The following is a 20,696-nucleotide window of genomic DNA, read 5'->3' on the forward strand; positions in this document are numbered from 1 at the left end:
GTCACACTCCTCGTTCTCGATCACTCGTCGCCATGCAGTGTCGTGTAGGTCACGGGCGAAGGGAAAGAGTTGCGTGAGGTTGCCGGGAGTTGCGAAGGGTTGCAGCTGTTGACTTTCGAGCGTTGATTCAGGCGCCGCTCAGGCTGTCGCGTCTGATCTTGGCCAGCGCGCGGTGTTGGGCGAGTTCGACGGCGCTCGTTGTCGTTCTCAGTGACAGCGCCGTCTCGCGCACGTCGAAGCCGACAACGATGCGAGCTACCAAGACGTTGCGTTCTGCGGCCGACAGATCACCGAAGGGCAGAGTGAGTCGACTGGAGGCAGGTAGCGAATCGATTTCGCGACTGATCGCGTCGTACAGATGCGCGAGGAACGCTTCTCCGGCACGTCTACGTCGCCGAATGTCGGACAGGACGGATCGGCAGATACCGACGGCAATACGATCAGCGTCGAGCGGTCGCAGTTCGGCACGGCAGCGCCGCGTCACCAGAGGCACGATGCGTTGAAGGAGTTCTGCAATCGCGTCCCGATCCCCTCGGGACGCATCGTCGGCAACACTGTCGATCGAACGTCCACCTGCCCTGCTTGTCATTCCGATCTCCCCCTGGTTCGGCTCTTGGTCGAATTCCCGACTAATGCTCAGGTTTTGAAGTCGCTAGGGGCGTATCGGCTCGGGGCAGATCCCGGTTTGTTCCCCGATGATGTTGATCTCGGCGTTGGAACGAGGGTCAGCGCCGTAGTTGATCTGGTCGGTGCACTTCTCGGAGGGCTCGACGGCATCGGGCGGGAGCGGCGCCGGGCACGAACCCATCCGCTCTCCGATGCTGTTGATCTCCGCATTCGAACGAGGGTCACCCACATAGTTGATCTGATCGGTGCACTTGGTCGACTCGGTTGCCGGACCAGGGGCCGCAGGGGCAACCGCGCTGGTCGAGACCGGGGTCCAGGCCGGCGCTGCTCCGCCCGCCGGGACTCCGGGGGTGGATGCGTCCGTACCGCCGCCCACCGAGTTCGAGCCTTCGACTGTCTCCGTAGTGGTCGCTGCGGTCAGCGGCGGTGGGGTCGTAGACGCCGCAACCACCGATGTAGTCGTCGGTTCGTCTCCTGGAGCGCTGTTGTCATCACTCGAACACCCTGTCATCGCGCACACCACCCCGATCGTCAGTACGGCGAGCAGCACTCGCGGACGCCGAGTCTTGTTGGTCAGCAATAGTTCAGGCATTTGCTCTCACACTCCTCGATACGCGGATCAGCTCGTTTCACCCAAGCGGTGAACACCGACGTGACTCACTCTAGGAGCCTGATTCCATCGGTTTCGTAACGGAATTCCGTCGGTCGCGTACCAACTCTCGACGGTCCTGACATTCATACGATTACGTAACGGTGGGTGGCAAAACTCCGATATCGAGATCACCTGTGATCGTATGAAAACGCACATGCCGATGAGAGGGTTCGCAGCGGCCGGGGAGGGGAAAGTGTTGTATCGGAGTGACATCTGCGGCGGTCGATCAGACCGTACTCGCAGCCTGTTCGGTACAGTGCTCGCGGCAGCAACCCTCGGAGCGTCCGTGATCACCGGCTGCGCGTCCACCCAGGGCGTTGTGATCGAAGGCGATGTCGCTTCCACCGGGTTGCCCGTCACACAACCTGCAGACCTGGCCAGACGGGTTGCCGAAAACTCGAGGTTGGGCCGGGCGCTCCTCGACGATCCTGGGGTGTCCGAGGGAGTGAAGACAGAACTTCGGTCGTGCCCTGACTGGTATCCGATCTCGGTCGGGTCCATCCTTCTCGATCCAGGCGCACCGCGTATCGTGCCGGAGACCGAACTCGTCGTCATGAATGTGTATCCGTGCCAACCGGCCCACCAACCCGGGACCGGAGTGTCGATTTCGGTCAACCTTGCCGGCTACGTCTACCGCAGCGGCAAGGCCGGTTCGAGTGAAGGCGATCCCGAACTAGGTGAGCGCCTGTTCTCCGTCGAAGAGCGCGGAAAGTTCATCGTCAGCGGTCAACGCGCCGCGAGTTTGTCTGTCCTGGAAACGGATCCGCGGCCACCGGAGTTCGAATGTTGCCCCCGTCCACCGCTGCGGACCGAGTTCTACTGGGATGGAATGGAGTTCATCCGTGATTGATCGCCGTCGGCGCGCGATGCTCGCCGGTGTTTGCCTGCCGGTCGCGTTTGCTCTCGCCTCCTGTTCCACCGAGCCTGAATCAGAACCTACTCCGAATATCGCAGCATCACTCGACCCCTCGGATCTCTCACAGGGCTTGAGCATCGATCCTGTTGCCCTCCTCAGAGCAGACCCGGAAGTGTCCGATGCGGTCAAGGACAGTCTCCGACTGTGCGGTGATGCGAACTTCCCCTTCGAAATCCGGTACTCCCCCGTGACAGGCGCCGTTTGGCAAGATGCCGTCGTCAATGTCTTCACCTGCGAGTCTGTCGGCATCTGGGGACGACCGGCCCCACCGGTCAGCTTCATGGTCGCCGGATTCGTCTACCAGATCGACGAATCGGGCGCTCACAAAGTCTTCGGAGTGCAAGACCCAGGACGCTACGTCGTCGGCTCGACCGGAGGATTGTCGGTCATGGTCGACCTGTGCAAAGACCCCGGCATTCCGGAGTTCTGTCAATCGTCGACTGCATACAAGTGGACCGGTGAAGGGTTTGAGAGTGTTCCGTTCCCATGAAAGCGAAGGCCGATGACCGATCCGTTGATTTTGCTGGTCGAAGACGACGCTGTCATCCGCGAAGCAACGCAATTGAATCTCGAACGCAACGGGTTTCGGGTGATCACCGCATCGGGTGGGTTGACCGGAATGGATATGGCGGTCGACGCCAAGCCGGATATCGCCGTCCTCGACGTGATGCTTCCCGACCTGAACGGAATCAGCCTGTGTCGGCGCATTCGTGAGGAACTGTCGGTGCCGGTCATCATGCTGTCCGCGCGCGACGACCCGGTCGACATCGTTCTCGGATTGGAAGCCGGTGCCGACGACTACGTCACCAAGCCCTTCGACAGCGGTGTCCTGGTGGCCCGTATCCGAAGTGTGCTCCGGCGGGTCGAATCCCATTCCGGTACGGAGAAAGACATCGTGACTCTCGGCGATCTGGAGATCGATCGCGAGTTGGTGACCGTCACGCGTTCGGGCGCCGAAGTGGCTCTCACGCCCACCGAAATGAAGCTGCTCCTGGTCATGGTGAGTGTGCCGCGCAAAGTCTGGTCTCGCTCCGAACTGCTCTCGGACGTCTGGGATTACGACTGGGGCGGCGATACGCGCATCGTCGACGTTCACGTTCAGCGATTGCGCACGAAGATCGGCTCCGAACAGATCCGGACCGTCCGGGGGTTCGGCTACACGATGGACAACCATCGGTGAGATCGCGGGATCTCGCCGCCAAGCTCCCGTCCACCGGGAGGCGGTTGTCGTTTCAGTGGAAGATCGCGGCGGCCATCACGTTCGTGATCGCCGTCGCCTCGATCACGCTCAGTACCGTGATGCATCAAACCTTTTCACACAACCAAGAGGATGCAGCGCGGGCGGCAGCTGATCGCAATCTCCAACTGGTGCTGCAGGACGAAACGGGCAGCATGCGTGCGCTGTTCCGCGCCACCACAGATGGTCTCGACGTTCCGGAAGAGTTGCGTCAGGCCGTGGTGGGCGGCAAACGTGCCACCTACCTTGTCGACAGCGGGGACCAGCCATTTGTCTGGGCTGCTGCCGACGTCAACACTCAGGTGGTGGCGATTCGCGTCCCGTACACCGCGCAGCGGGAATCGATCGCCAGCGTCGATCGGACACTTCGCAACGCCACCATCGCAGTGATCGCAGCGGGTGCCGTCCTGGGTGTGCTGCTTGGACTCGCGATGTCGTATCGATTGCGCTCGGCCGCCCGTGCGGCTCGCAAAGTGTCTACCGGAGCGGACATCCGCGTCCGCTCGGTCACCTGGTCGCTTTTCGACGACGAGATCACCGAGCTGGCGGATGCGGTCGACGCGATGTCCGATGCTCTACGGGGACAATTGGACGCCGAGAAGCGCGTGACAGCCAACATCGCGCATGATCTCAGAACACCCATCTCCGGACTGGTCGGCGCCGCAGAGCTCCTGCCACCCGGTAGGCCAACCGAATTGGTGCGCGACGGCGTCCATAAACTCAGGAGGCTCGCCGAGGACGTCATCGAAGTGGCCCGCCTCGACACCACGTCCGAGCAGGCTGACATCCAATCGGTGGAACTGGCACCGGTGGTGCGTCACGCGATTTCCACCACCGGGGTGGAGTGCGAAGTGAGAGTTCACGGGACCCCTGTGTCGCACACCGACGCACGTCGGCTCGAGCGGATCATCGCCAACCTGATCTTGAATGCTCGAAATCACGGAAAGCCGCCGATCAATGTCGACGTCGACCACTCCCGCGTCACGGTGCGGGATCGGGGCATCGGGTTCACTGAAGAGTGGCTTCGCCAGGGGCCGAGGAGATTTCAGACCAACTCCGTCGAACGCGGCCCGAACTCAGGCCTGGGTCTCGGCTTGACGATCGTAGTGGGACAAGCGGCGGTCATCGGCGCTCGTATCGACTTCGCGAACCATCCGAACGGGGGCGCGGTGGTGACGATCGACCTCCCCGAATGTTCGGCAGACGAGTTCGATTGACACCGAGGCAGTTCGGTCGATCGGCCGGGACACAGCGTCCCGGCCGATCATTGGTGTCCCGGACTCAAACCTGTCCGACAGTGACTCCGGTTCGAACGTCCGGTGCACCGAGGCGCGCCGCATCAGCGGTCAGGTCATCGGGCTGCTCCTGAGATTCCCGCTCGGCTGCAACACGCAACCGGTAGTGTTCGATCTCCTCGGCAATGTGCTCGGGAGTCCAACCCAGCACCGGCGCAACCAGTTCCGCCACTTCGGCAGCTGCCGCATCGCCGCGATCGGTAACCTCGATGGAGATGCGGGTACGACGGGTGAGGATGTCGTCGAGATGCTGCGCACCCTCATGGCTCGCAGCGTAGTGGATCTCCGCCTTGAGGTACTCGGGGGCGGAGTCCAACGGCTGCCCCAGTTCCGGCCTCGCCTCGACGAGTTCGAACAACTCGTCAGCCAGAGTGCCGTACCGACCCAGTAGGTGCTCGATGGTCGAAACGTGCAGTCCCGTGCGCTCAGCGGTGAGATGCCGATTGTTGTGCGCGGCAAAGTAGCCGTCGGCACCCACAAGTTGGATACGCTCGGTGCAGGACTTCGGCACCTTCTGTTCCAATCCGTGCACCGCGGAATCGACAGCGTCCTTGGCCATCACGCGGTAAGTGGTGTACTTGCCACCGGCGACCACCGTCAAACCTCGGACCGGACTCGACACCGCATGCTCACGCGAGAGAGTGCTGGTCGAATCCGATTCGCCGAACAGCAACGGACGCAACCCCGCGTACACACCGACGACGTCCTCGTGCGTCAACTCGTCCTGAAGGAGCTTGTTGACATGTCCGAGGATGTAGTCGATATCGCTTCGGCTCGCTGCCGGATGGGCGAGGTCGAGGTTCCAGTCGGTGTCCGTCGTACCGATGATCCAGTGGCTTCCCCACGGGATCACGAACAGCAGACTCTTCTCGGTCCGCGTGATGATTCCGGTAGAGGAGTTGATGCGGTTTCGCGGGACGACCAGGTGCACACCTTTCGAAGCGCGAACCTGGAATTGCCCTCGCCCACCGACCATTTCCTGGATCTCGTCGGTCCAGACCCCGGCGGCGTTGATGACCTGACGAGCACGGATCTCGAACGCGCGACCCGTTTCCAGATCCACGGCCTTCACCCCGACTACGCGGTCCTCCTCACGGAGAAAGCCGATTACGCGGGTGCTGTTCACGCACAGTGCGCCGTATTCGGCTGCTGTGCGCGCCAGCATCATCGTGTGGCGGGCGTCATCTACCTGACCCTCGTAGAACTTGACCGAACCCCGGATAGCAGAGCGCTTTCCGGAAGGGAACGATTCGAGAGTCTTCTTCTTGCCCACATGCTTGTGGTGTGAGGGAACCCCGCGGCCTGCGCCCATCACGTCGTAGACGCCGATGCCCAGACCGACGTACGGCCGGTCGATCAACTTCTCGAGTGGGTAGATGAACGGCACCGGCTTCGCGAGATGCGGGCACAGCGAATTCAGAACCAGCGACCGCTCACGCAGTGCCTCGAACACGAGCGCAAAATTGAACTGCTCGAGGTAACGCAGTCCGCCGTGGAACAGCTTACTCGACCTGCTCGAGGTTCCGGACGCGAAGTCACGAGCCTCCACCAAGCCGACCTTCAGACCGCGAGTTGCGGCGTCGAGCGCGCTACCCGCTCCGACCACGCCACCGCCGATAACGAGGACGTCGAGTTCGGTTTCTTCCAACTTCTTCAGCGACTCCGCCCGCGAGGATGGACTCAATGCTTGTGCTGTGCTCATGAAAACTGTTCCTTCACTTGAAAATAGGTAGAAATGGGGGCGCCGCGATCAGTCTGCGTCGACCCAGTCGAGTGTCCGAGTGACGGCTTTCTGCCAGCCTGCATACAGGCGCTCACGCTCGGCCGAATCCATCGACGGCGTCCAGCTCTTGTCCTTCGCCCAGTTGCTGCGAATGTCGTCCTCGCTCTCCCAGTACCCGACCGCGAGACCAGCGGCGTACGCAGCGCCCAATGCCGTGGTCTCCGCAACGACAGGGCGGATCACCTCGACGTCGAGCAGATCGGCCTGGAATTGCATGAGGAGTTCGTTCGCGACCATTCCGCCGTCGACCTTGAGAACCTTCAAGTCGACACCCGAGTCGAGGTTCATCGCCTCGATCACCTCACGACTCTGGTACGCAGTCGCTTCGAGCACCGCCCGGGCAAGGTGCCCCTTGTTCACGAACCTTGTCAGACCGACGATCGCACCGCGTGCATCCGCGCGCCAATGCGGTGCAAACAGGCCCGAGAACGCGGGCACGAAGTACGCGCCACCGTTGTCGTCCACAGAGCGCGCGTTCACCTCGATGTCGGCCGCGTTGTCGATCATGCCGAGGTTGTCCCGAAGCCACTGGACCAGCGAACCGGTCACGGCGATCGATCCTTCCAGTGCGTAAACCGTTGGCTGCTCACCGATCTTGTAACAGACCGTCGTCAACAAGCCGTTCTTGCTCATCACCTTTTCGGTGCCGGTGTTGAGGAGCACGAAGTTGCCGGTTCCGTAGGTGTTCTTCGCTTCTCCGGGCGAGAGGCAGGCCTGACCGAAAGTCGCTGCTTGCTGATCGCCGAGGATTCCGGCGATCGGCACGCCGGACAACGTTCCGCGTTCGCGCACGAATCCGAAAGTTTCGGACGAGCTGCGAATCTCGGGGAGCATCGATTCGGGGATGCCCATGTCGGCGCAGATCGCCGAATCCCAAGCGAGAGTGTCGAGATCCATCAACAGAGTGCGCGACGCGTTGGTGGGGTCGGTAGCGTGCACTCCGCCGTCGACGCCGCCGGTCATGTTCCACAGCACCCAGGTGTCCATCGTGCCGAAACACAACTCGCCTGCTTCGGCCTTCTCACGCGCGCCCTCGACGTTGTCGAGAATCCACTTGACCTTGGGGCCCGAAAAGTACGTGGCCAACGGCAATCCGGTGACTTCGGTGTACTTCCTGGGGCCGTCTTCGCCGGCGAGTGCAGTACAGATTCGATCGGTGCGTGTGTCCTGCCAGACGATGGCGTTGTAAACGGGCTTTCCGGTTGCTCGTTCCCAGACCACTGCCGTCTCACGCTGATTGGTGATGCCGACGGATGCGATGTCGGCCGCGGTCAGATCTGCGTTGGCCAAGGCGCCCGCGGTGACGTTGCGGACGTTGTCCCAAATTTCGATCGGATCGTGTTCGACCCAGCCTGCCTGCGGAAAGATCTGTGTGTGCTCGTGCTGTTCGACAGCGACTACGTGCCCACTGTGATCGAAGATCATGCATCGCGTGGAGGTGGTTCCCTGGTCTATCGCGGCTACGAACTGCGCCATCGTGCTACCCCTTTGGTGTCGAAGAAAGTGCGAAAGATTTACTGTCAGAGATGATGATTCGCCATCAGGCCGGTATCGTGGCCGGCTCCTCGGCTGCCTTCTCCACCGACTCGTCAGGCAGGAATCGACCAATCAGCTTGTCGTAGAGGAACACCCCGATCGGAGCGCCGATCAGCGGCCCCACGATGGGCACCCAGAAATACAGGCTCCCGTACTGATCTCGCCAGGCGCTGCCGTAACCGGTGAGATACGACGCCAGCCGCGGACCGAAGTCACGGGCCGGATTGATGGCGTAACCCGCGTTGGTCGCCCATGCGAATCCGATTGCCACCACGATCAAACCGACGACGAAGGGCGCAAGATTCGCGAGCGGCGGAGTTCCCCGAGTATCGGTCACCGCAACGATGAGGAACAACAGGATCGCCGTGCCGATGATCTGATCTATCAGCGCTGATCCCAGACTGACCGGGAGCGTTCCGTTTCCGGGCATCGTCGAGAAGATCGTCTGAGTCACCGTTGTGTGTCCGGGATCGATGGCATTGAGCATGTCGTTGTAATTCCACCGGACGATCAGGGCCGCGACAAAGGCTCCAGCGGTCTGCGCCAGCGTGTAGGGCAGGACCTTGCGCCAGGAGAATCCCCGGAAGATCGCAAAGGCGAAGGTCACTGCGGGGTTCAGATGAGCACCCGTCACCCGGCCTGCGACATAGATGCCGAACATGACGCCGAGTCCCCAGGCCCACGCGATACTGTCGTGTCCGCCGAGACCCCCACCGCTCCCGCCGGACACAACCTGCGCCACAACTCCGACGCCGAACAAGATCAAGATCATCGTTCCGGCGAACTCGGCTGCCAACTCGCCTGGAAGCCCTAATCGCTTGGCTTTCTCCATCCCCACCCTCACTTCGTTGTGATGCATGTCATAGTTTGGATTGCTGCACCCGTAGCGTAAGGCCGTTTGCACATTCACGCATAGCTCATGCACATATGTGCAAATGCCCCATTTGCGCACCGTAACGCGGGTAACAGACACACTTCTGGGACTTTGCGTGATCGAGCGCCTCGGCCTGGGCCTACTCGGATAAGATTCGGTTCAATGCTCTTGCACGTACGTGCAGACAGGACGAACCCATGGAAACTCCCACTTCGGACTCCGCTACCTCCGATCCGGCGGACCCGCGCATCGCCGACGCAGTTCAGGCCGCACGCCACTACTACTTCCAGGACCAGACCATGGCTGCCATCGGCCGCGACATGGGGGTGTCCCGATCCACCGTCTCCCGATTGATCACCTACGCGCGCACCTCGGGTCTCGTCGAGATCAAGATCAGCACCCCGCACGGCCAGGCTCCTCGCATCGAACGCGAGTTCTCGGAACGGTACGGAGTGCGCGCCCACGTGGTGACCGTGCCGGAACTGGTGGGAGATCTCGAGCGACTCGAAAAGGTCGCAACCTTTGCCGGACGCCTGCTGGCGTCGTTCTTCGACAGCGACATGGTGATGGGGATCGCCTGGGGAACCACACTCAGTGAAGTCAGCAAGCACCTTGCCCCCAAACGCACGTACAACTCGTACGTCGTGCAACTCAACGGCGCCGCGAATACTCGCACCACCGGGATCTCTTACGCCAGCGACATCATCAGAACCATCGCCGACGCCTACGGTGCTCTGCCACAAGGATTTCCGGTGCCTGCCTTCTTCGACTACCCGGAAACCCGGGAGCAACTGTGGCGCGAACGAAGCATCAAACGCGTCTTGGACATGCAGAAGCGAATGGACCTGGCAGTCTTCAGCATCGGCGTACCGGGCGGCAACGTACCGAGTCACGTCTACACCGCCGGATACCTCGAACCCGATGAAGCAGAAGCACTTCGACGCGACGGAGTGGTCGGCGACATCGCAACCGTCTTCTTCCGGTCGGACGGGAGCTACCGCGGAATCGAACTCAACGAGCGCGCGAGCGGCCCGCGACTGGACCTTTTCGAGAAGGTCGCCAGGCGCGTGTGCATCGTCGCCGGAACAGCAAAACTGCCGGCCCTGGAGGGAGCACTACGGGGCGGGCTGATCACCGATCTGATCATCGACGACGTCAGCGCCACCGCGCTGGTGTCCTGACCGCTGCACCAGCTTCTCGATTCCGTCGAGAAGTAAGCCGAGCGAGAAACTGAAATCGAAGGCATCGTCGCCGGCGGCCTCACCCTCCGGGCTGCCGTCCTCGAAGCCGCCTTCCTCGATTGCGGCACTCAGGTAGGGGAATCCCTCCCGATTGATGACACGAGCAATGAGAGCGCCGTATGCGACGTCGTCGTCTGCCGACTGCGCTGAACGAGACGCCAGGTCAGCCGAGAATCGAGCGCGGCCGATGACGAACAACGACACGTTGGTCACCACCTGGAACTTCGACGCGGCGCTCAGGGCGACCCCGTCGAGGGCGCTCAGACCCGCGTCGAGCCACGCCATGTTGTTGGGCCCGGTCGGTGGAGCCGTGATGGGCAGCTTGAGCCACCACGGTCGACTCAGCATCGTGGCATACTCCTGATTCGCCCACGCCTCGAGCTTGACGCGCCAGGTCACGCCGTCGGGAATCACCGGCGGCGGCCCGATCACCCGATCCGAAATCAGTTCGATCAGTTCGTCTTTGCTTGCCACGTAGCGGTAGAGCGACATGGTCGTGAACCCGAGCGCTTTGGCCACGCGGCCCATCGACAGAGCGGTGACGCCTTCTGCGTCGGCCAATTCGATCGCGGTGTCGAGAATTTGCTCGAGACTGAGCCCCTTCTTCGGACCCCGCGTTCCCGGCTGGTCCAGTCCCCAGGCCAGTTCAACTGCTCTCGGTAGCGCTCCGCGATCCATAAGCTCCCACTCTTCACTCTTGCCATCATCCTAGAACTGTGTACGATATAAACACGAGTTTATGACATACACAGTTCTTACTTGGAGGTCTCGATGTCAGGAACGATCCCCGCAATCTCGGTCCGCGGACTCCGTAAGCACTACGGCGATCAACAGATACTGGCTGGACTCGACCTGGCGGTCCCGGCCGGATCGGTGTACGCCCTCCTCGGCGCAAACGGCGCCGGAAAGACCACGGCCGTAAGAATTCTCACCACCCTCATCCCCTTCGACGGAGGCGAGGTCATGGTCGCGGGGCATTCACTGCCCGGAGATCCACAGAACGTTCGGCGGCGCATCAGCGTGACCGGGCAGTACGCAGCCGTCGACACCTTGCTGACCGGATTCGAGAACCTCACCCTACTGGGCGAACTGAATCACCTGGGCCGGAAGAACTCCCGTCGCCGTGCCGAGGAATTGCTCGACCAGTTCGTTTTGACGGACTTCGGCGACAAACGCGCCGGCAACTACTCGGGCGGCATGCTCAGACGACTCGACATCGCAATGAGCCTCGTCGCCCGACCGGACGTCGTCTTTCTCGACGAACCCACCACCGGCCTGGACCCGCGAAGCCGCCACGACATGTGGTCGATCGTTCGAGGACTCACAGCGTCAGGCGTCACCATCTTCCTCACCACCCAATACCTCGACGAGGCAGACGAATTGGCCGATACGGTCGGCGTGCTGAGCGGCGGCCGCATCGTCGCCGAGGGAACACCGGACGAACTCAAACGCCTTGTTCCCGGCGGCCACGTCGCACTGCAATTCGAGAACCTGGCCCAACTCGAACTCGCCGCGGCATCACTGCCGCAGGCGCATTCGAATGCCGAGACCTTGACCCTGCACATCCCTTCCGACGGGGCAGTTCCGTCGATCAAAGCGATCCTCGACTCGATCGACGATCCGTCGATCACCGTCGAGAAGTTCTCCGTTCACACTCCGGATCTGGACGACGTGTTCTTCGCGCTCACCGGATCAGGCCAACCCGAGATTGCGAGCGTTCGATGACCTCCACCATTGCAATCGATTCCGCGGTGATGCTCCGCCGGAATCTCAAACACGTTCTGCGCAGTCCGGATTCGATGATCACCGCGATAGCCCTTCCGGTCATGCTCATGCTGCTGTTCGTCTACGTCTTCGGCGGCGCCATCAACACCGGTAGCGAGTACATCGACTACGTCGTGCCAGGAATCATCCTTCTGTGCGCCGGTTTCGGCGCCTCGACCACCGCGGTCAGCGTCTCGAGCGACATGAAGGACGGGATCATCGACCGTTTCCGGACCTTGGCGATCTCTCCGTCGTCGGTCCTGACCGGTCATGTATTGGCCAGCGTCGTCCGCAACGTCCTGACTACGGCGATCGTGGTCGTCGTTGCGCTGATCATGGGATTTCGCCCGACAAGCGATCCGTTGCGCTGGCTCGGCGTCGCCGCTGTGATCGTCGCCTTCGTCTTTGCCATGTCGTACCTCTCGACAGCTTTGGGACTCTTGGCCAAGAACCCGGAGGCTGCAAGCGGATTCACCTTCGCCATCATGTTCCTGCCCTACGTCAGCACTGCTTTCGTACCGGCCGAGACCATGCCGTCCTGGCTGCAGGGGTTTGCCCGGCACCAACCGGTGACTCCGATCATCGAGACTGTGCGCGGACTCCTGATGGGCACGCCGATCGGGAACAGCGCGGCCATCGCCCTCGCGTGGTGCCTGGGCATCGCCGCCGTGGGATTCGTGTGGTCGAACTGGCTCTACCGACGAAAGACCGCGAGCTGACCACACAAGAAAGCCCCACACCTGACGGTGCGGGGCTGCTTGTGCTGTGCGCCTTTATTAACCGCGGGGGGTTAATAAAGGCGCACAGTGGATTACTTGGCGTCCAGCAGATCGATCACGAAGACCAAGGTCTTGCCGGAAAGCTGGTGCCCTGCACCGGCGGGGCCGTATGCCAGCTCCGGCGGAATCGTGAGCTGACGGCGTCCGCCGACCTTCATGCCCGGGATGCCGTCCTGCCAGCCCTTGATCAGGCCACGAAGCGGGAACTGAATGGACTCGCCACGGCTCCAGGAAGAGTCGAACTCTTCGCCGGACTCGAACTCGACACCGACGTAGTGAACGTCGACGGTGCCACCGGGAACGGCTTCGGCGCCTTCTCCGACAACCAGATCCTTGATGACCAGATCGGTGGGCGCGGGGCCTTCCTGGAACTCGATTACGGGCTTGCTACTCATGGGTCCTCCTCGTTGAGGCGAAATGTTGGGTACAGAAGACTAGCGGGTGGTGATATCGCTAGGTCACGCGTCAGCGGGACGTGATGTCTCTGTAGTCACGCTCGGTGTAGCCGGTGTAGATCTGGCGCGGGCGGCCGATCTTCGTAGCCGGATCCTCGTGCATTTCACGCCAGTGCGCAATCCAGCCGGGCAGACGGCCCATGGCGAACAGCACCGTGAACATGCGCGGCGGGAAGCCCATCGCGCGGTAGATGAGGCCGGTGTAGAAGTCGACGTTCGGGTAAAGCTTGCGCTCGATGAAGTAGTCGTCCGTGAGGGCGGCCTCTTCGAGTTGCATTGCGATGTTGAGCAGTTCGTCGTCGCCGCCGAGCTTGGCGAGGATGGTGTGCGCGGTTTCGCGGACCAGCGCAGCGCGCGGATCGTAGTTGCGGTAGACGCGGTGCCCGAAGCCCATGAGCTTCACGCCGTCTTCCTTGTTCTTGACCTTGCGGACGAACTCGGCTGCGGTGCTGCCGCTGGCCTTGATCTCGTCGAGCATCTCGAGCACTGCCTGGTTGGCGCCGCCGTGCAGCGGGCCCCACAGTGCGTTGATGCCGGCCGAGACGGAGGTGAACAGGTTGGCGTCCGACGAGCCGACCATACGCACGGTCGACGTGGAGCAGTTCTGCTCGTGGTCGGCGTGCAGGATCAGCAGCATGTCGAGTGCCTTGGCGACCTCGGGATCACCCTGGTACGGCTCGGCGGGGAAGCCGAACGTCATACGCATGAAGTTCTCGACCAGGTTCAACGAGTTGTCCGGGTACAGGAACGGCTGTCCGACGGACTTCTTGTACGCGTACGCAGCGATGGTCGGCAGCTTCGCGAGAAGACGGATGGTGGACAGTTCCACCTGCTCCGGATCCTCGGGATCGAGCGAATCCTGGTAGTACGCCGACAATGCGTTCACTGCGGACGAGAGAACCGGCATCGGGTGAGCGTTGCGCGGGAATCCGTCGAAGAACCGCTTGAGGTCCTCGTGAAGCAGGGTGTGTCGACGGATGCGGTCCGTGAAGGACTCGAGCTGGGCGTCGGTCGGCAGTTCGCCGTAGATCAGCAGGTAGCTGACCTCGATGAACGTCGACTTACCTGCCAACTGCTCGATGGGATATCCGCGGTAACGCAGGATTCCCTTCTCACCGTCGATGTAGGTGATTGCAGAACTGGTGGATGCAGTGTTCACAAAACCGGGGTCAAGGGTGGTGTACCCCGTTGTGGCCAGCAGCTTTCCCAGCTCGATGCCGTCATTGCCCTCTGTTGCCCTGGCAATGGACATCGTGTACTCACCACCGGGGTAAGTAAGCGTGGGCTTTGTGTCATTGTCAGCGGGCACGAAGGATCCCTCTCAAGCTCGAACCAACGAGTAACTACATGCGATCAACTAGAAACTAGTCGCACGGGAGAGATCGTGCCGAAGGAGGGTCGCTCCACGGCTATTTTTCGGGTACTCACGAACCCGACATACCCACCGAAACTGAAACATGTTCCAGTCTGGGCTTTCCCACTCGCGTGACCGGTACTCCAGTCTACGGAATCGCGCATTTACCCACACTGATCTGCAAATCTCGGCTGCAATTCGCAAATGGGAGCAACGTCGGACCTTCCGGACCACTGACACGGGGTACCGAAAACCGATTGTTATCGGCTGATGCCTACTTGGTGTTACACGATCCCACGGTATGAGAGCCGGATCACAGCGCCTTGATGCCCCAGCTACCCGTCCACGTCTGACCCGGATGAAGCACCAGGAGATCGATGCCCGAGTTGAAGGCGTCAGGCGGGCAGGTCATCGGCTCCAAAGCCAATGCGCGGCCGCGATCGGGATACCCCTTGTCGTTGGCGGGATCTGCGATGAAGGCCTGAATCCACGGGAACTCGCGGTTGGTCCACAGGGCAGTGCCCGTTCCATCCGGAGCCAGCAGCTCGTGTTGCGTGCGACCACTGCCGTCGACGACGTCCAATGCGCTGTACGGAGTGTCCAACTGCACCCCGGCAAGCAGTCTCGGTGTCCGGAAGTCGTAGTCCGTACCGGCGACTGCCTGCGAATACGCGTTCGGCAGCATCCTCGCCGGATCGATCGGCAACCGTGTGCCTGCTGCCAGATGCAGAGCACATTCGTCGAGCGGAAAGTCGCCGGCGCGAATGAAGGTGTGCATTCCGAGCCCGAACGGCGACGAGGTCGCACCCTTGTTCGTGGCCGTGTGCGTGACGGTCAGTCCGTCGGCACCGACCTCGTAGGCGACCGTCAGCTGCAACGGATAGGGCCAACCCTTGTGAAGTCCCACGTCGACCGACAGTTCGACGCGCTCGTACGTGTGGTCCACGAGGCTCCAATTGCGACGCCGGACGAACCCGTGGCTCGCGTTCCCCAGCGCAGGTTCGGTGATCTCGAGTTGATGCTCGATCCCGTCGAACATGAAGTGCCCGTCGCGAATTCGGTTGGGCCACGGCGCGAGAACCAATCCGGCCGACAGCGGTGGCTTCGATCCGAGTGCCCAGGTCTCGGTCAGCGCGCGCTGACCGTTCGGTCCTTCGTGATCGAGTAGCCGCAACCCGGCACCGGCCGCGGCGATCTCGGCTCGATAGCCTCCACCACGGATCTCGAACCCTCCCCTACCCGTGCTGTGCGGCGCAGTCATACGTACCAGTTTCCACCACGAGCGACCGGTTAACCAGGACGTCAGACGGCGCGTCCCACCTTGTAGCGAACGAATGCCGGAAATGCGAGGGCAGAAAGGACAACACCGACAATCACCAGGAAGCCGCCGCCCGCTGCCGCGACACCGGTCCCGAACAGGAAGGCTGCACCGCCGTGCAGCACGTCACCGATACGCGGACCACCTGCCACGACCACGATGAACACGCCCTGCAGTCGTCCGCGCATGTCGTCGGTTGCCACTTGCTGGAGCATCGTGCTGCGGAAAGCCGCCGAGACCATGTCGACGGCTCCGCCGAATGCCAGGAATGCGACCGCCACCCAGAGCAGAATCACACTGGAACCGGGACTCGCGAAGTACACGGCAACGCCGAAGCCGACCATGGACAGCCCCCACAGCGCGATGCAGACCAGAACGGCTCGCCCCTGGTACTGAACCCGTGGCAACCAACCCGAGAAGACTCCGCCCAGAACGGCTCCCACCGACATCGCCGCGAACAGCAGTCCCAGCGCAAAACCGCCGCTGGCGGGGTCACCGAAGGATTCGTGAGCGATCTCCGGGAACAGTGCTCGCGACATCCCGAACACCATCGCGATGATGTCCACCACGAACGACGCGAGCAGAACCTTCTGCGTCGCGAGATACGTGAAACCGCCGAGGACCTCGCTCAATCCGGCTCGCCGAGACGTTCCGGTCGGCGGAATCGCCGGGAGCTTCCATACCGCCCACAGTGTGGCGAGAAGAAAGATCGAGTCGAGCAGGTACAGCAGTTGCAGACCGGCCGACGGTATGAGGACACCCGCCAGTAGCGGGCCGGCTATCGCACCGAACTGCACGACAGTCATGTTCAGCGAGTTCGCGGCCGGTAACTGCCTGCCCGGAATCAACCGAGGGATGATCGCCGCTCGCGTCGGCTGGTTCACCGCGAAGAACGCCTGTTGAACCGAGAACAATCCGAGCACCAACCACACGTTGTTCACGTTCAGGGCAGCCTGGATCCAGAACAGTACCGACGTGACGCCGAGTCCGATCGAGGTGATCATCAACAGCCGTCGTCGATCCATGACGTCGGCAAGTGCGCCGCCCCACAGACCGAAAACGACCAGCGGGACCAGACCGAAGATTCCCGTCAGACCGACGTAGGCCGAGCTTCGGGTGATCTCGTACACCTGTTGCGGTACGGCGACCACGCTGAGCTGAGCGCCGATGACGGTGACGATGCCGGCCGTCCACAGCCGTCGATAGTCGCGATTCTCGAGCGGAGTCGTGTCCGCGAGTAGCCGGCTCACGGCTGGAGACGGACGGCGGACCACTGTCCGTCGACCAGGCTCGTGCGAACTCGATTGTGCATGCGGTTCGCGCGTCCTTGCCAGAACTCGACGGACTCGGGCCGAATCAGAATCCCGCCCCAGTTCGATGGCACCGGAATCTCACCGTCCACGCCGAATCGAGCAGCGACCTCACGCAGTTGCTCGTCGAGATCGGCACGCGAGTCGATCGGACGAGACTGCGACGACGCCCACGCGCCGAGCTGTGAACCGCGAGGCCTGGTTCGCCAATACTCCTGCGTCAGTTGAGCACTCACCCGCTCGGTGGTGCCGCGGACGATCACCTGCCTGGCAAGGGTCAGCCACGTGAAGTTCGCCGACGCGTACGGGTGGGCGTCGAGGTGACGAGCCTTGTCGGATCCGTAGTTGGTGAAGAAGAGGACGCCGTCCTCGCTGAGCCCTTTGCAGAGCACGGTGCGCGACGCCGGACGGCCACCGTCGTCCACCGTCGACAGAGTCATGGCGTTGGGCTCCGGCGCGTCAGCTTCGACGGCGTCCACGAGCCATTGGCGCATGAGGGGCAGCCAACCGGTTTCGACAACCGAAGTATCCAATTCCGCACTCATGCGGTCCTCGACGGACTCCGATTCGCTGCCTGCTTGCGGATAGCCCACACGCATGGCCGCGAGTTCGTTGTCCACCGCCTGCGGGTCCTGACGTTCATTCGACACAGCCGAGAACGCTACTCCCGGGTACTCACTGGCCAACGGCTACGCGGCACGCGCTAAAGTTTGCCGTGGCTAGACCCGACCCGGACCGCGAGCCGCACCAGCGACAGCGCCGAATCGGGACGAGACGATTGCGCAGTACAAAACACGGTGCGTGCTCATCCCTGCGAGCACCGAGGCGCAGTCACTGAAGCTGAGGCAGTGCGACTGTAGACCTGGCGCACTCGAACGAGGAGAGTCCACGAGAATGGCAGCGAGCGCAGCAATACCGGACGATTTTGTGAGCGGACTCGAAGGCGTCGTCGCCTTCACCAGCGATATCGCAGAACCCGACAAGGACGGCGGCGCACTGCGCTACCGCGGAGTCGACATCGAAGACCTGGTCGGCCAGAGGGTCACCTTCGGCAACGTATGGGCCCTTCTCGTCGACGGCCGCTTCGGCCCCGGCCTCCCGCCGGCCGAGCCGTTCCCCCTCCCCATTCACACCGGCGACGTCCGTGTCGACGTTCAGGCCGGACTGGCGATGCTGGCTCCCATCTGGGGCTACCAGCCGCTCCTCGACATCGATGACGAGACCGCCCGCGACCAGCTCGCCCGCGCATCCGTCATGGCGCTGTCGTACGTCGCGCAGTCCGCTCGCGGCATCTACCAGCCGGCAGTCCCGCAGAGCCGCATCGACGAGGCCAAGACCGTCACCGAACGCTTCATGGTTCGCTGGAAGGGTGAGCCCGATCCGGCACACGTCGAGGCAATCGATGCGTACTGGGTCTCGGCAGCCGAGCACGGCATGAACGCCTCCACCTTCACGGCCCGCGTCATCGCCTCCACGGGCGCCGACGTCGCGGCGTCGCTTTCCGGCGCCATCGGCGCGATGTCCGGCCCGCTGCACGGCGGCGCACCGGCCCGCGTTCTTCCGATGATCGAAGAGACCGAGAAGACCGGCGACGCCCGCGCGCTGGTCAAGGGAATCCTCGACCGCAAGGAAAAGCTCATGGGCTTCGGACACCGCGTCTACCGCGCCGAAGATCCCCGTGCACGCGTGCTCCGCGCCACGGCGAAGCGCCTCAACGCTCCCCGCTACGAGGCTGCCGCAGCTCTCGAGCAGGCTGCACTGGCAGAACTGCGTGAGCGTCGTCCCGATCGCGCGATCGAGACCAACGTCGAGTTCTGGGCCGCCGTCATCCTCGACTTCGCCGAGGTTCCCGCGCACATGATGCCCGCCATGTTCACCTGTGGCCGCACCGCCGGCTGGTGTGCACACATCCTCGAGCAGAAGCGTCTCGGTAAGCTGGTACGCCCGGCCGCCATCTACACCGGCCCGGCGCCCCGTACTCCGGAGTCGGTCGAGGGCTGGGACCAGATCAGCCACGCGTAGTACCCCGCTCGAATTCGCCAATCACGGTAGTACAGAACACAAGTGAAGGAACAGAAAGAAGCGATGACCTCCACACCGATCATCCCCGCCGACCTCAAGCCCGCCGACGGACGCTTCGGCTGCGGTCCTTCCAAGGTTCGCCCCGAGCAGCTGCAGTCCCTGGTCGAGGTGGGCGCTTCGGTGTTCGGCACCAGCCATCGCCAGAAGCCGGTCAAGAACGTTGTGGCCAGCATTCGTTCCGGCCTCGCCGATCTGTTCTCACTGCCCGAGGGCTACGAGGTCGTCCTCGGCAACGGCGGAACCACTGCGTTCTGGGATGCGGCCGCATTCGGCCTCATCCGCGAGAAGTCGCTGCACCTGACCAACGGCGAATTCAGCTCCAAGTTCGCTTCGGTCGCCAAGGCCAACCCGTTCATCGGTGACCCGATCGTCGTTTCCGCCGATCCGGGCAGCGCACCGGTGCCGGTCTCCGACCCGTCCGTCGATCTCATCGGCTGGGCGCACAACGAGACCTCCACCGGTGTGTCGATCCCCGTCTCGCGTCCCGCGGGTTCGGAGAACGCACTGATCGCCATCGACGCCACCTCGGGCGCTGGTGGACTTCCGGTCAATGTCGCCGATTCCGACGTCTACTACTTCGCTCCGCAGAAGTGCTTCGCTGCAGACGGCGGACTGTGGATCGCGCTGATGAGCCCGGCCGCCCTCGAGCGCGTCGCGGAGATCAAGGATTCGGGACGCTGGACGCCTGACTTCCTCTCGCTGCCCATCGCCGTGGACAACAGCTCCAAGGATCAGACGTACAACACCCCGGCCCTGGCCACCCTCTTGCTCTTCGCCAACCAGATCGAGTGGATGAACAGCAACGGCGGCCTCGACTGGACCACCGCTCGCACCGCGGATTCGTCCTCGCGCCTGTACAACTGGGCCGAGGCCAGTGAGTTCGCAACGCCGTTCGTCGCTGATCCGGCACACCGCTCGCAGGTTGTCGGCACCATCGACTTCAACGACGACGTCGACGCTGCCGAGGTGGCAAAGATCCTGCGCGCCAACGGAATCGTCGATACCGAGCCGTACCGCAAGCTCGGCCGCAACCAGCTGCGCGTCGGCATGTTCCCGGCCATCGACCCCGATGACGTCACCGCTCTCACCAAGAGCATCGACTGGGTCGTTTCTCAGCTCGGCTGATTTTCACATTTGCTTCACCGCTCGGCCCCCGGCATGACGTCGGGGGCCGAGCGTCGTTTGCGCCAGGCCTTGTGAGCTACCACACCGGTGGGCGGATCCGAGGTCATCTCGCCCTGCGTGTCCTGCCGAGTCCATGGTCACGAATGAATTACAGTTGAGCGCGGCGCAAAGTCGCGAGCCGGCGCGATAAGGAGGTCAATGTGCGAGAGCTTCGAGTGATCGGACTTGAACCCGATGGATCGCATGTGGTGTGCGCAGATGCTGAAACCGGCCAGAAATTCCGGCTTCCCGCCGATGACAAACTTCGTGCAGCTTCCCGCGGAGACGTGGCTCGACTCGGCCAGATTG

Annotated in this window: 21 protein-coding genes; 10 read left to right on the forward strand and 11 right to left on the reverse strand. The window is 62.5% G+C overall.

All coding sequences use genetic code 11. From position 1 onward, the window contains the following. Positions 1-127: 127 nt before the first annotated feature. The gene (locus ACYP01_RS01845; RefSeq protein ID WP_007733468.1) at positions 128-589 is read right to left on the reverse strand and encodes an RNA polymerase sigma factor SigD; all 462 of its coding nucleotides are present in this window, start codon (positions 587-589) and stop codon (positions 128-130) included. A 63-nt stretch (positions 590-652) separates the two neighbouring features. Beyond that, positions 653-1,219 (reverse strand): hypothetical protein, encoded by a 567-nt coding sequence (locus ACYP01_RS01850; RefSeq protein ID WP_459678396.1) that lies wholly within the window; start codon positions 1,217-1,219, stop codon positions 653-655. A gap of 253 nt (positions 1,220-1,472) precedes the next feature. Between ACYP01_RS01850 and ACYP01_RS01855 the strand changes: the two genes are divergently transcribed. Genes ACYP01_RS01855 through ACYP01_RS01870 form a run of 4 tightly spaced genes read left to right on the forward strand, consistent with a single transcriptional unit; the run spans position 1,473 to position 4,649 of the window. Further along, a complete protein-coding gene (locus ACYP01_RS01855) occupies positions 1,473-2,129 on the forward strand; it encodes a hypothetical protein (protein ID WP_459678398.1) in 657 nt (218 codons plus the stop codon). After that, on the forward strand, positions 2,122-2,685 hold the full coding sequence (locus tag ACYP01_RS01860) for a hypothetical protein (RefSeq protein ID WP_007733471.1): 564 nt from the start codon (positions 2,122-2,124) through the stop codon (positions 2,683-2,685). The genes ACYP01_RS01855 and ACYP01_RS01860 overlap by 8 nt, the downstream gene beginning before the upstream one ends. Before the next feature lie 12 nt (positions 2,686-2,697). Further along, positions 2,698-3,375: a response regulator transcription factor gene (locus ACYP01_RS01865; RefSeq protein ID WP_003939990.1), complete on the forward strand. Its 678-nt coding sequence runs from the start codon at positions 2,698-2,700 to the stop codon at positions 3,373-3,375. Then, the gene (locus ACYP01_RS01870; protein WP_459678401.1) at positions 3,372-4,649 is read left to right on the forward strand and encodes a sensor histidine kinase; all 1,278 of its coding nucleotides are present in this window, start codon (positions 3,372-3,374) and stop codon (positions 4,647-4,649) included. Before ACYP01_RS01865 ends, ACYP01_RS01870 begins: the two co-directional genes overlap by 4 nt. A gap of 64 nt (positions 4,650-4,713) precedes the next feature. Here ACYP01_RS01870 and ACYP01_RS01875 read toward each other — a convergent pair whose 3' ends face one another. From ACYP01_RS01875 to ACYP01_RS01885, 3 genes are all read right to left on the reverse strand, one after another. After that, positions 4,714-6,429 carry a glycerol-3-phosphate dehydrogenase/oxidase gene (locus ACYP01_RS01875; RefSeq protein WP_047270936.1) on the reverse strand — a complete coding sequence of 572 codons (1,716 nt, stop codon included), beginning with the start codon at positions 6,427-6,429 and terminating at the stop codon, positions 4,714-4,716. A gap of 48 nt (positions 6,430-6,477) precedes the next feature. Then, positions 6,478-7,986 (reverse strand): glycerol kinase GlpK, encoded by a 1,509-nt coding sequence (gene glpK / locus ACYP01_RS01880; RefSeq protein ID WP_003939742.1) that lies wholly within the window; start codon positions 7,984-7,986, stop codon positions 6,478-6,480. A 64-nt stretch (positions 7,987-8,050) separates the two neighbouring features. Then, positions 8,051-8,878 carry an MIP/aquaporin family protein gene (locus tag ACYP01_RS01885; protein ID WP_459678786.1) on the reverse strand — a complete coding sequence of 276 codons (828 nt, stop codon included), beginning with the start codon at positions 8,876-8,878 and terminating at the stop codon, positions 8,051-8,053. 239 nt (positions 8,879-9,117) lie between these two features. Here ACYP01_RS01885 and ACYP01_RS01890 point away from each other — a divergent pair, with 239 nt between their 5' ends. After that, positions 9,118-10,101 (forward strand): sugar-binding transcriptional regulator, encoded by a 984-nt coding sequence (locus tag ACYP01_RS01890; RefSeq protein WP_459678405.1) that lies wholly within the window; start codon positions 9,118-9,120, stop codon positions 10,099-10,101. Here ACYP01_RS01890 and ACYP01_RS01895 read toward each other — a convergent pair. Continuing rightward, positions 10,036-10,839 (reverse strand): TetR/AcrR family transcriptional regulator, encoded by an 804-nt coding sequence (locus ACYP01_RS01895; RefSeq protein ID WP_007733476.1) that lies wholly within the window; start codon positions 10,837-10,839, stop codon positions 10,036-10,038. The two genes, ACYP01_RS01890 and ACYP01_RS01895, sit on opposite strands and share 66 nt — an antisense overlap. 93 nt (positions 10,840-10,932) lie before the next feature. On the opposite strand from ACYP01_RS01895, the gene ACYP01_RS01900 reads away from it, so the two are divergent. Together ACYP01_RS01900 and ACYP01_RS01905 are read left to right on the forward strand one after the other, a co-directional pair. Further along, positions 10,933-11,886: an ATP-binding cassette domain-containing protein gene (locus ACYP01_RS01900; protein ID WP_459678407.1), complete on the forward strand. Its 954-nt coding sequence runs from the start codon at positions 10,933-10,935 to the stop codon at positions 11,884-11,886. Further along, entirely contained in the window at positions 11,883-12,644 is a 762-nt protein-coding gene (locus ACYP01_RS01905) for an ABC transporter permease (protein ID WP_047270941.1), read from the forward strand. The genes ACYP01_RS01900 and ACYP01_RS01905 overlap by 4 nt, the downstream gene beginning before the upstream one ends. 92 nt (positions 12,645-12,736) lie before the next feature. Here ACYP01_RS01905 and ACYP01_RS01910 read toward each other — a convergent pair whose 3' ends face one another. The 5 genes from ACYP01_RS01910 to pdxH form a co-directional block, all read right to left on the reverse strand. Continuing rightward, positions 12,737-13,099, reverse strand: coding sequence for an FKBP-type peptidyl-prolyl cis-trans isomerase (locus ACYP01_RS01910; protein ID WP_003940440.1), 363 nt, complete (start codon positions 13,097-13,099; stop codon positions 12,737-12,739). A 70-nt stretch (positions 13,100-13,169) separates the two neighbouring features. Beyond that, positions 13,170-14,468, reverse strand: coding sequence for a citrate synthase (locus tag ACYP01_RS01915; protein WP_003940509.1), 1,299 nt, complete (start codon positions 14,466-14,468; stop codon positions 13,170-13,172). Between the two features lie 358 nt (positions 14,469-14,826). Further along, positions 14,827-15,774: an aldose 1-epimerase family protein gene (locus ACYP01_RS01920; RefSeq protein ID WP_003939677.1), complete on the reverse strand. Its 948-nt coding sequence runs from the start codon at positions 15,772-15,774 to the stop codon at positions 14,827-14,829. Positions 15,775-15,815: 41 nt separating this feature from the next. Next, entirely contained in the window at positions 15,816-17,081 is a 1,266-nt protein-coding gene (locus tag ACYP01_RS01925; RefSeq protein WP_021332219.1) for an MFS transporter, read from the reverse strand. Then, complete coding sequence (gene pdxH / locus ACYP01_RS01930) at positions 17,078-17,791, reverse strand: pyridoxamine 5'-phosphate oxidase (protein WP_459678411.1); 714 nt, start codon at positions 17,789-17,791, stop codon at positions 17,078-17,080. The genes ACYP01_RS01925 and pdxH overlap by 4 nt, the downstream gene beginning before the upstream one ends. 244 nt (positions 17,792-18,035) lie before the next feature. Here pdxH and ACYP01_RS01935 point away from each other — a divergent pair, with 244 nt between their 5' ends. The 3 genes from ACYP01_RS01935 to sepH form a co-directional block, all read left to right on the forward strand. Continuing rightward, on the forward strand, positions 18,036-19,163 hold the full coding sequence (locus ACYP01_RS01935; protein WP_003940025.1) for a citrate synthase 2: 1,128 nt from the start codon (positions 18,036-18,038) through the stop codon (positions 19,161-19,163). Between the two features lie 63 nt (positions 19,164-19,226). After that, a complete protein-coding gene (serC, locus tag ACYP01_RS01940) occupies positions 19,227-20,348 on the forward strand; it encodes a phosphoserine transaminase (RefSeq protein ID WP_007733484.1) in 1,122 nt (373 codons plus the stop codon). Between the two features lie 200 nt (positions 20,349-20,548). Further along, positions 20,549-20,696: septation protein SepH (gene sepH, locus ACYP01_RS01945; protein ID WP_459678788.1), on the forward strand; the 148-nt coding region annotated here is incomplete at its 3' end.

The sequence above is a fragment of the Rhodococcus sp. no. 34 genome (genome assembly GCF_054589475.1).

Coding starts and splice junctions, on each gene's coding strand:
- ACYP01_RS01850 (WP_459678396.1), bottom strand. CDS start 1,219: ATGCCTGAACTATTGCTGACCAACAAGACTCGGCGTCCGCGAGTGCTG.
- glpK (WP_003939742.1), bottom strand. CDS start 7,986: ATGGCGCAGTTCGTAGCCGCGATAGACCAGGGAACCACCTCCACGCGA.
- ACYP01_RS01885 (WP_459678786.1), bottom strand. CDS start 8,878: ATGGAGAAAGCCAAGCGATTAGGGCTTCCAGGCGAGTTGGCAGCCGAG.
- ACYP01_RS01895 (WP_007733476.1), bottom strand. CDS start 10,839: ATGGATCGCGGAGCGCTACCGAGAGCAGTTGAACTGGCCTGGGGACTG.
- ACYP01_RS01935 (WP_003940025.1), top strand. CDS start 18,036: ATGGCAGCGAGCGCAGCAATACCGGACGATTTTGTGAGCGGACTCGAA.
- ACYP01_RS01905 (WP_047270941.1), top strand. CDS start 11,883: ATGACCTCCACCATTGCAATCGATTCCGCGGTGATGCTCCGCCGGAAT.
- ACYP01_RS01875 (WP_047270936.1), bottom strand. CDS start 6,429: ATGAGCACAGCACAAGCATTGAGTCCATCCTCGCGGGCGGAGTCGCTG.
- ACYP01_RS01900 (WP_459678407.1), top strand. CDS start 10,933: ATGTCAGGAACGATCCCCGCAATCTCGGTCCGCGGACTCCGTAAGCAC.
- ACYP01_RS01910 (WP_003940440.1), bottom strand. CDS start 13,099: ATGAGTAGCAAGCCCGTAATCGAGTTCCAGGAAGGCCCCGCGCCCACC.
- ACYP01_RS01920 (WP_003939677.1), bottom strand. CDS start 15,774: ATGACTGCGCCGCACAGCACGGGTAGGGGAGGGTTCGAGATCCGTGGT.
- ACYP01_RS01845 (WP_007733468.1), bottom strand. CDS start 589: ATGACAAGCAGGGCAGGTGGACGTTCGATCGACAGTGTTGCCGACGAT.
- serC (WP_007733484.1), top strand. CDS start 19,227: ATGACCTCCACACCGATCATCCCCGCCGACCTCAAGCCCGCCGACGGA.
- ACYP01_RS01865 (WP_003939990.1), top strand. CDS start 2,698: ATGACCGATCCGTTGATTTTGCTGGTCGAAGACGACGCTGTCATCCGC.
- ACYP01_RS01890 (WP_459678405.1), top strand. CDS start 9,118: ATGGAAACTCCCACTTCGGACTCCGCTACCTCCGATCCGGCGGACCCG.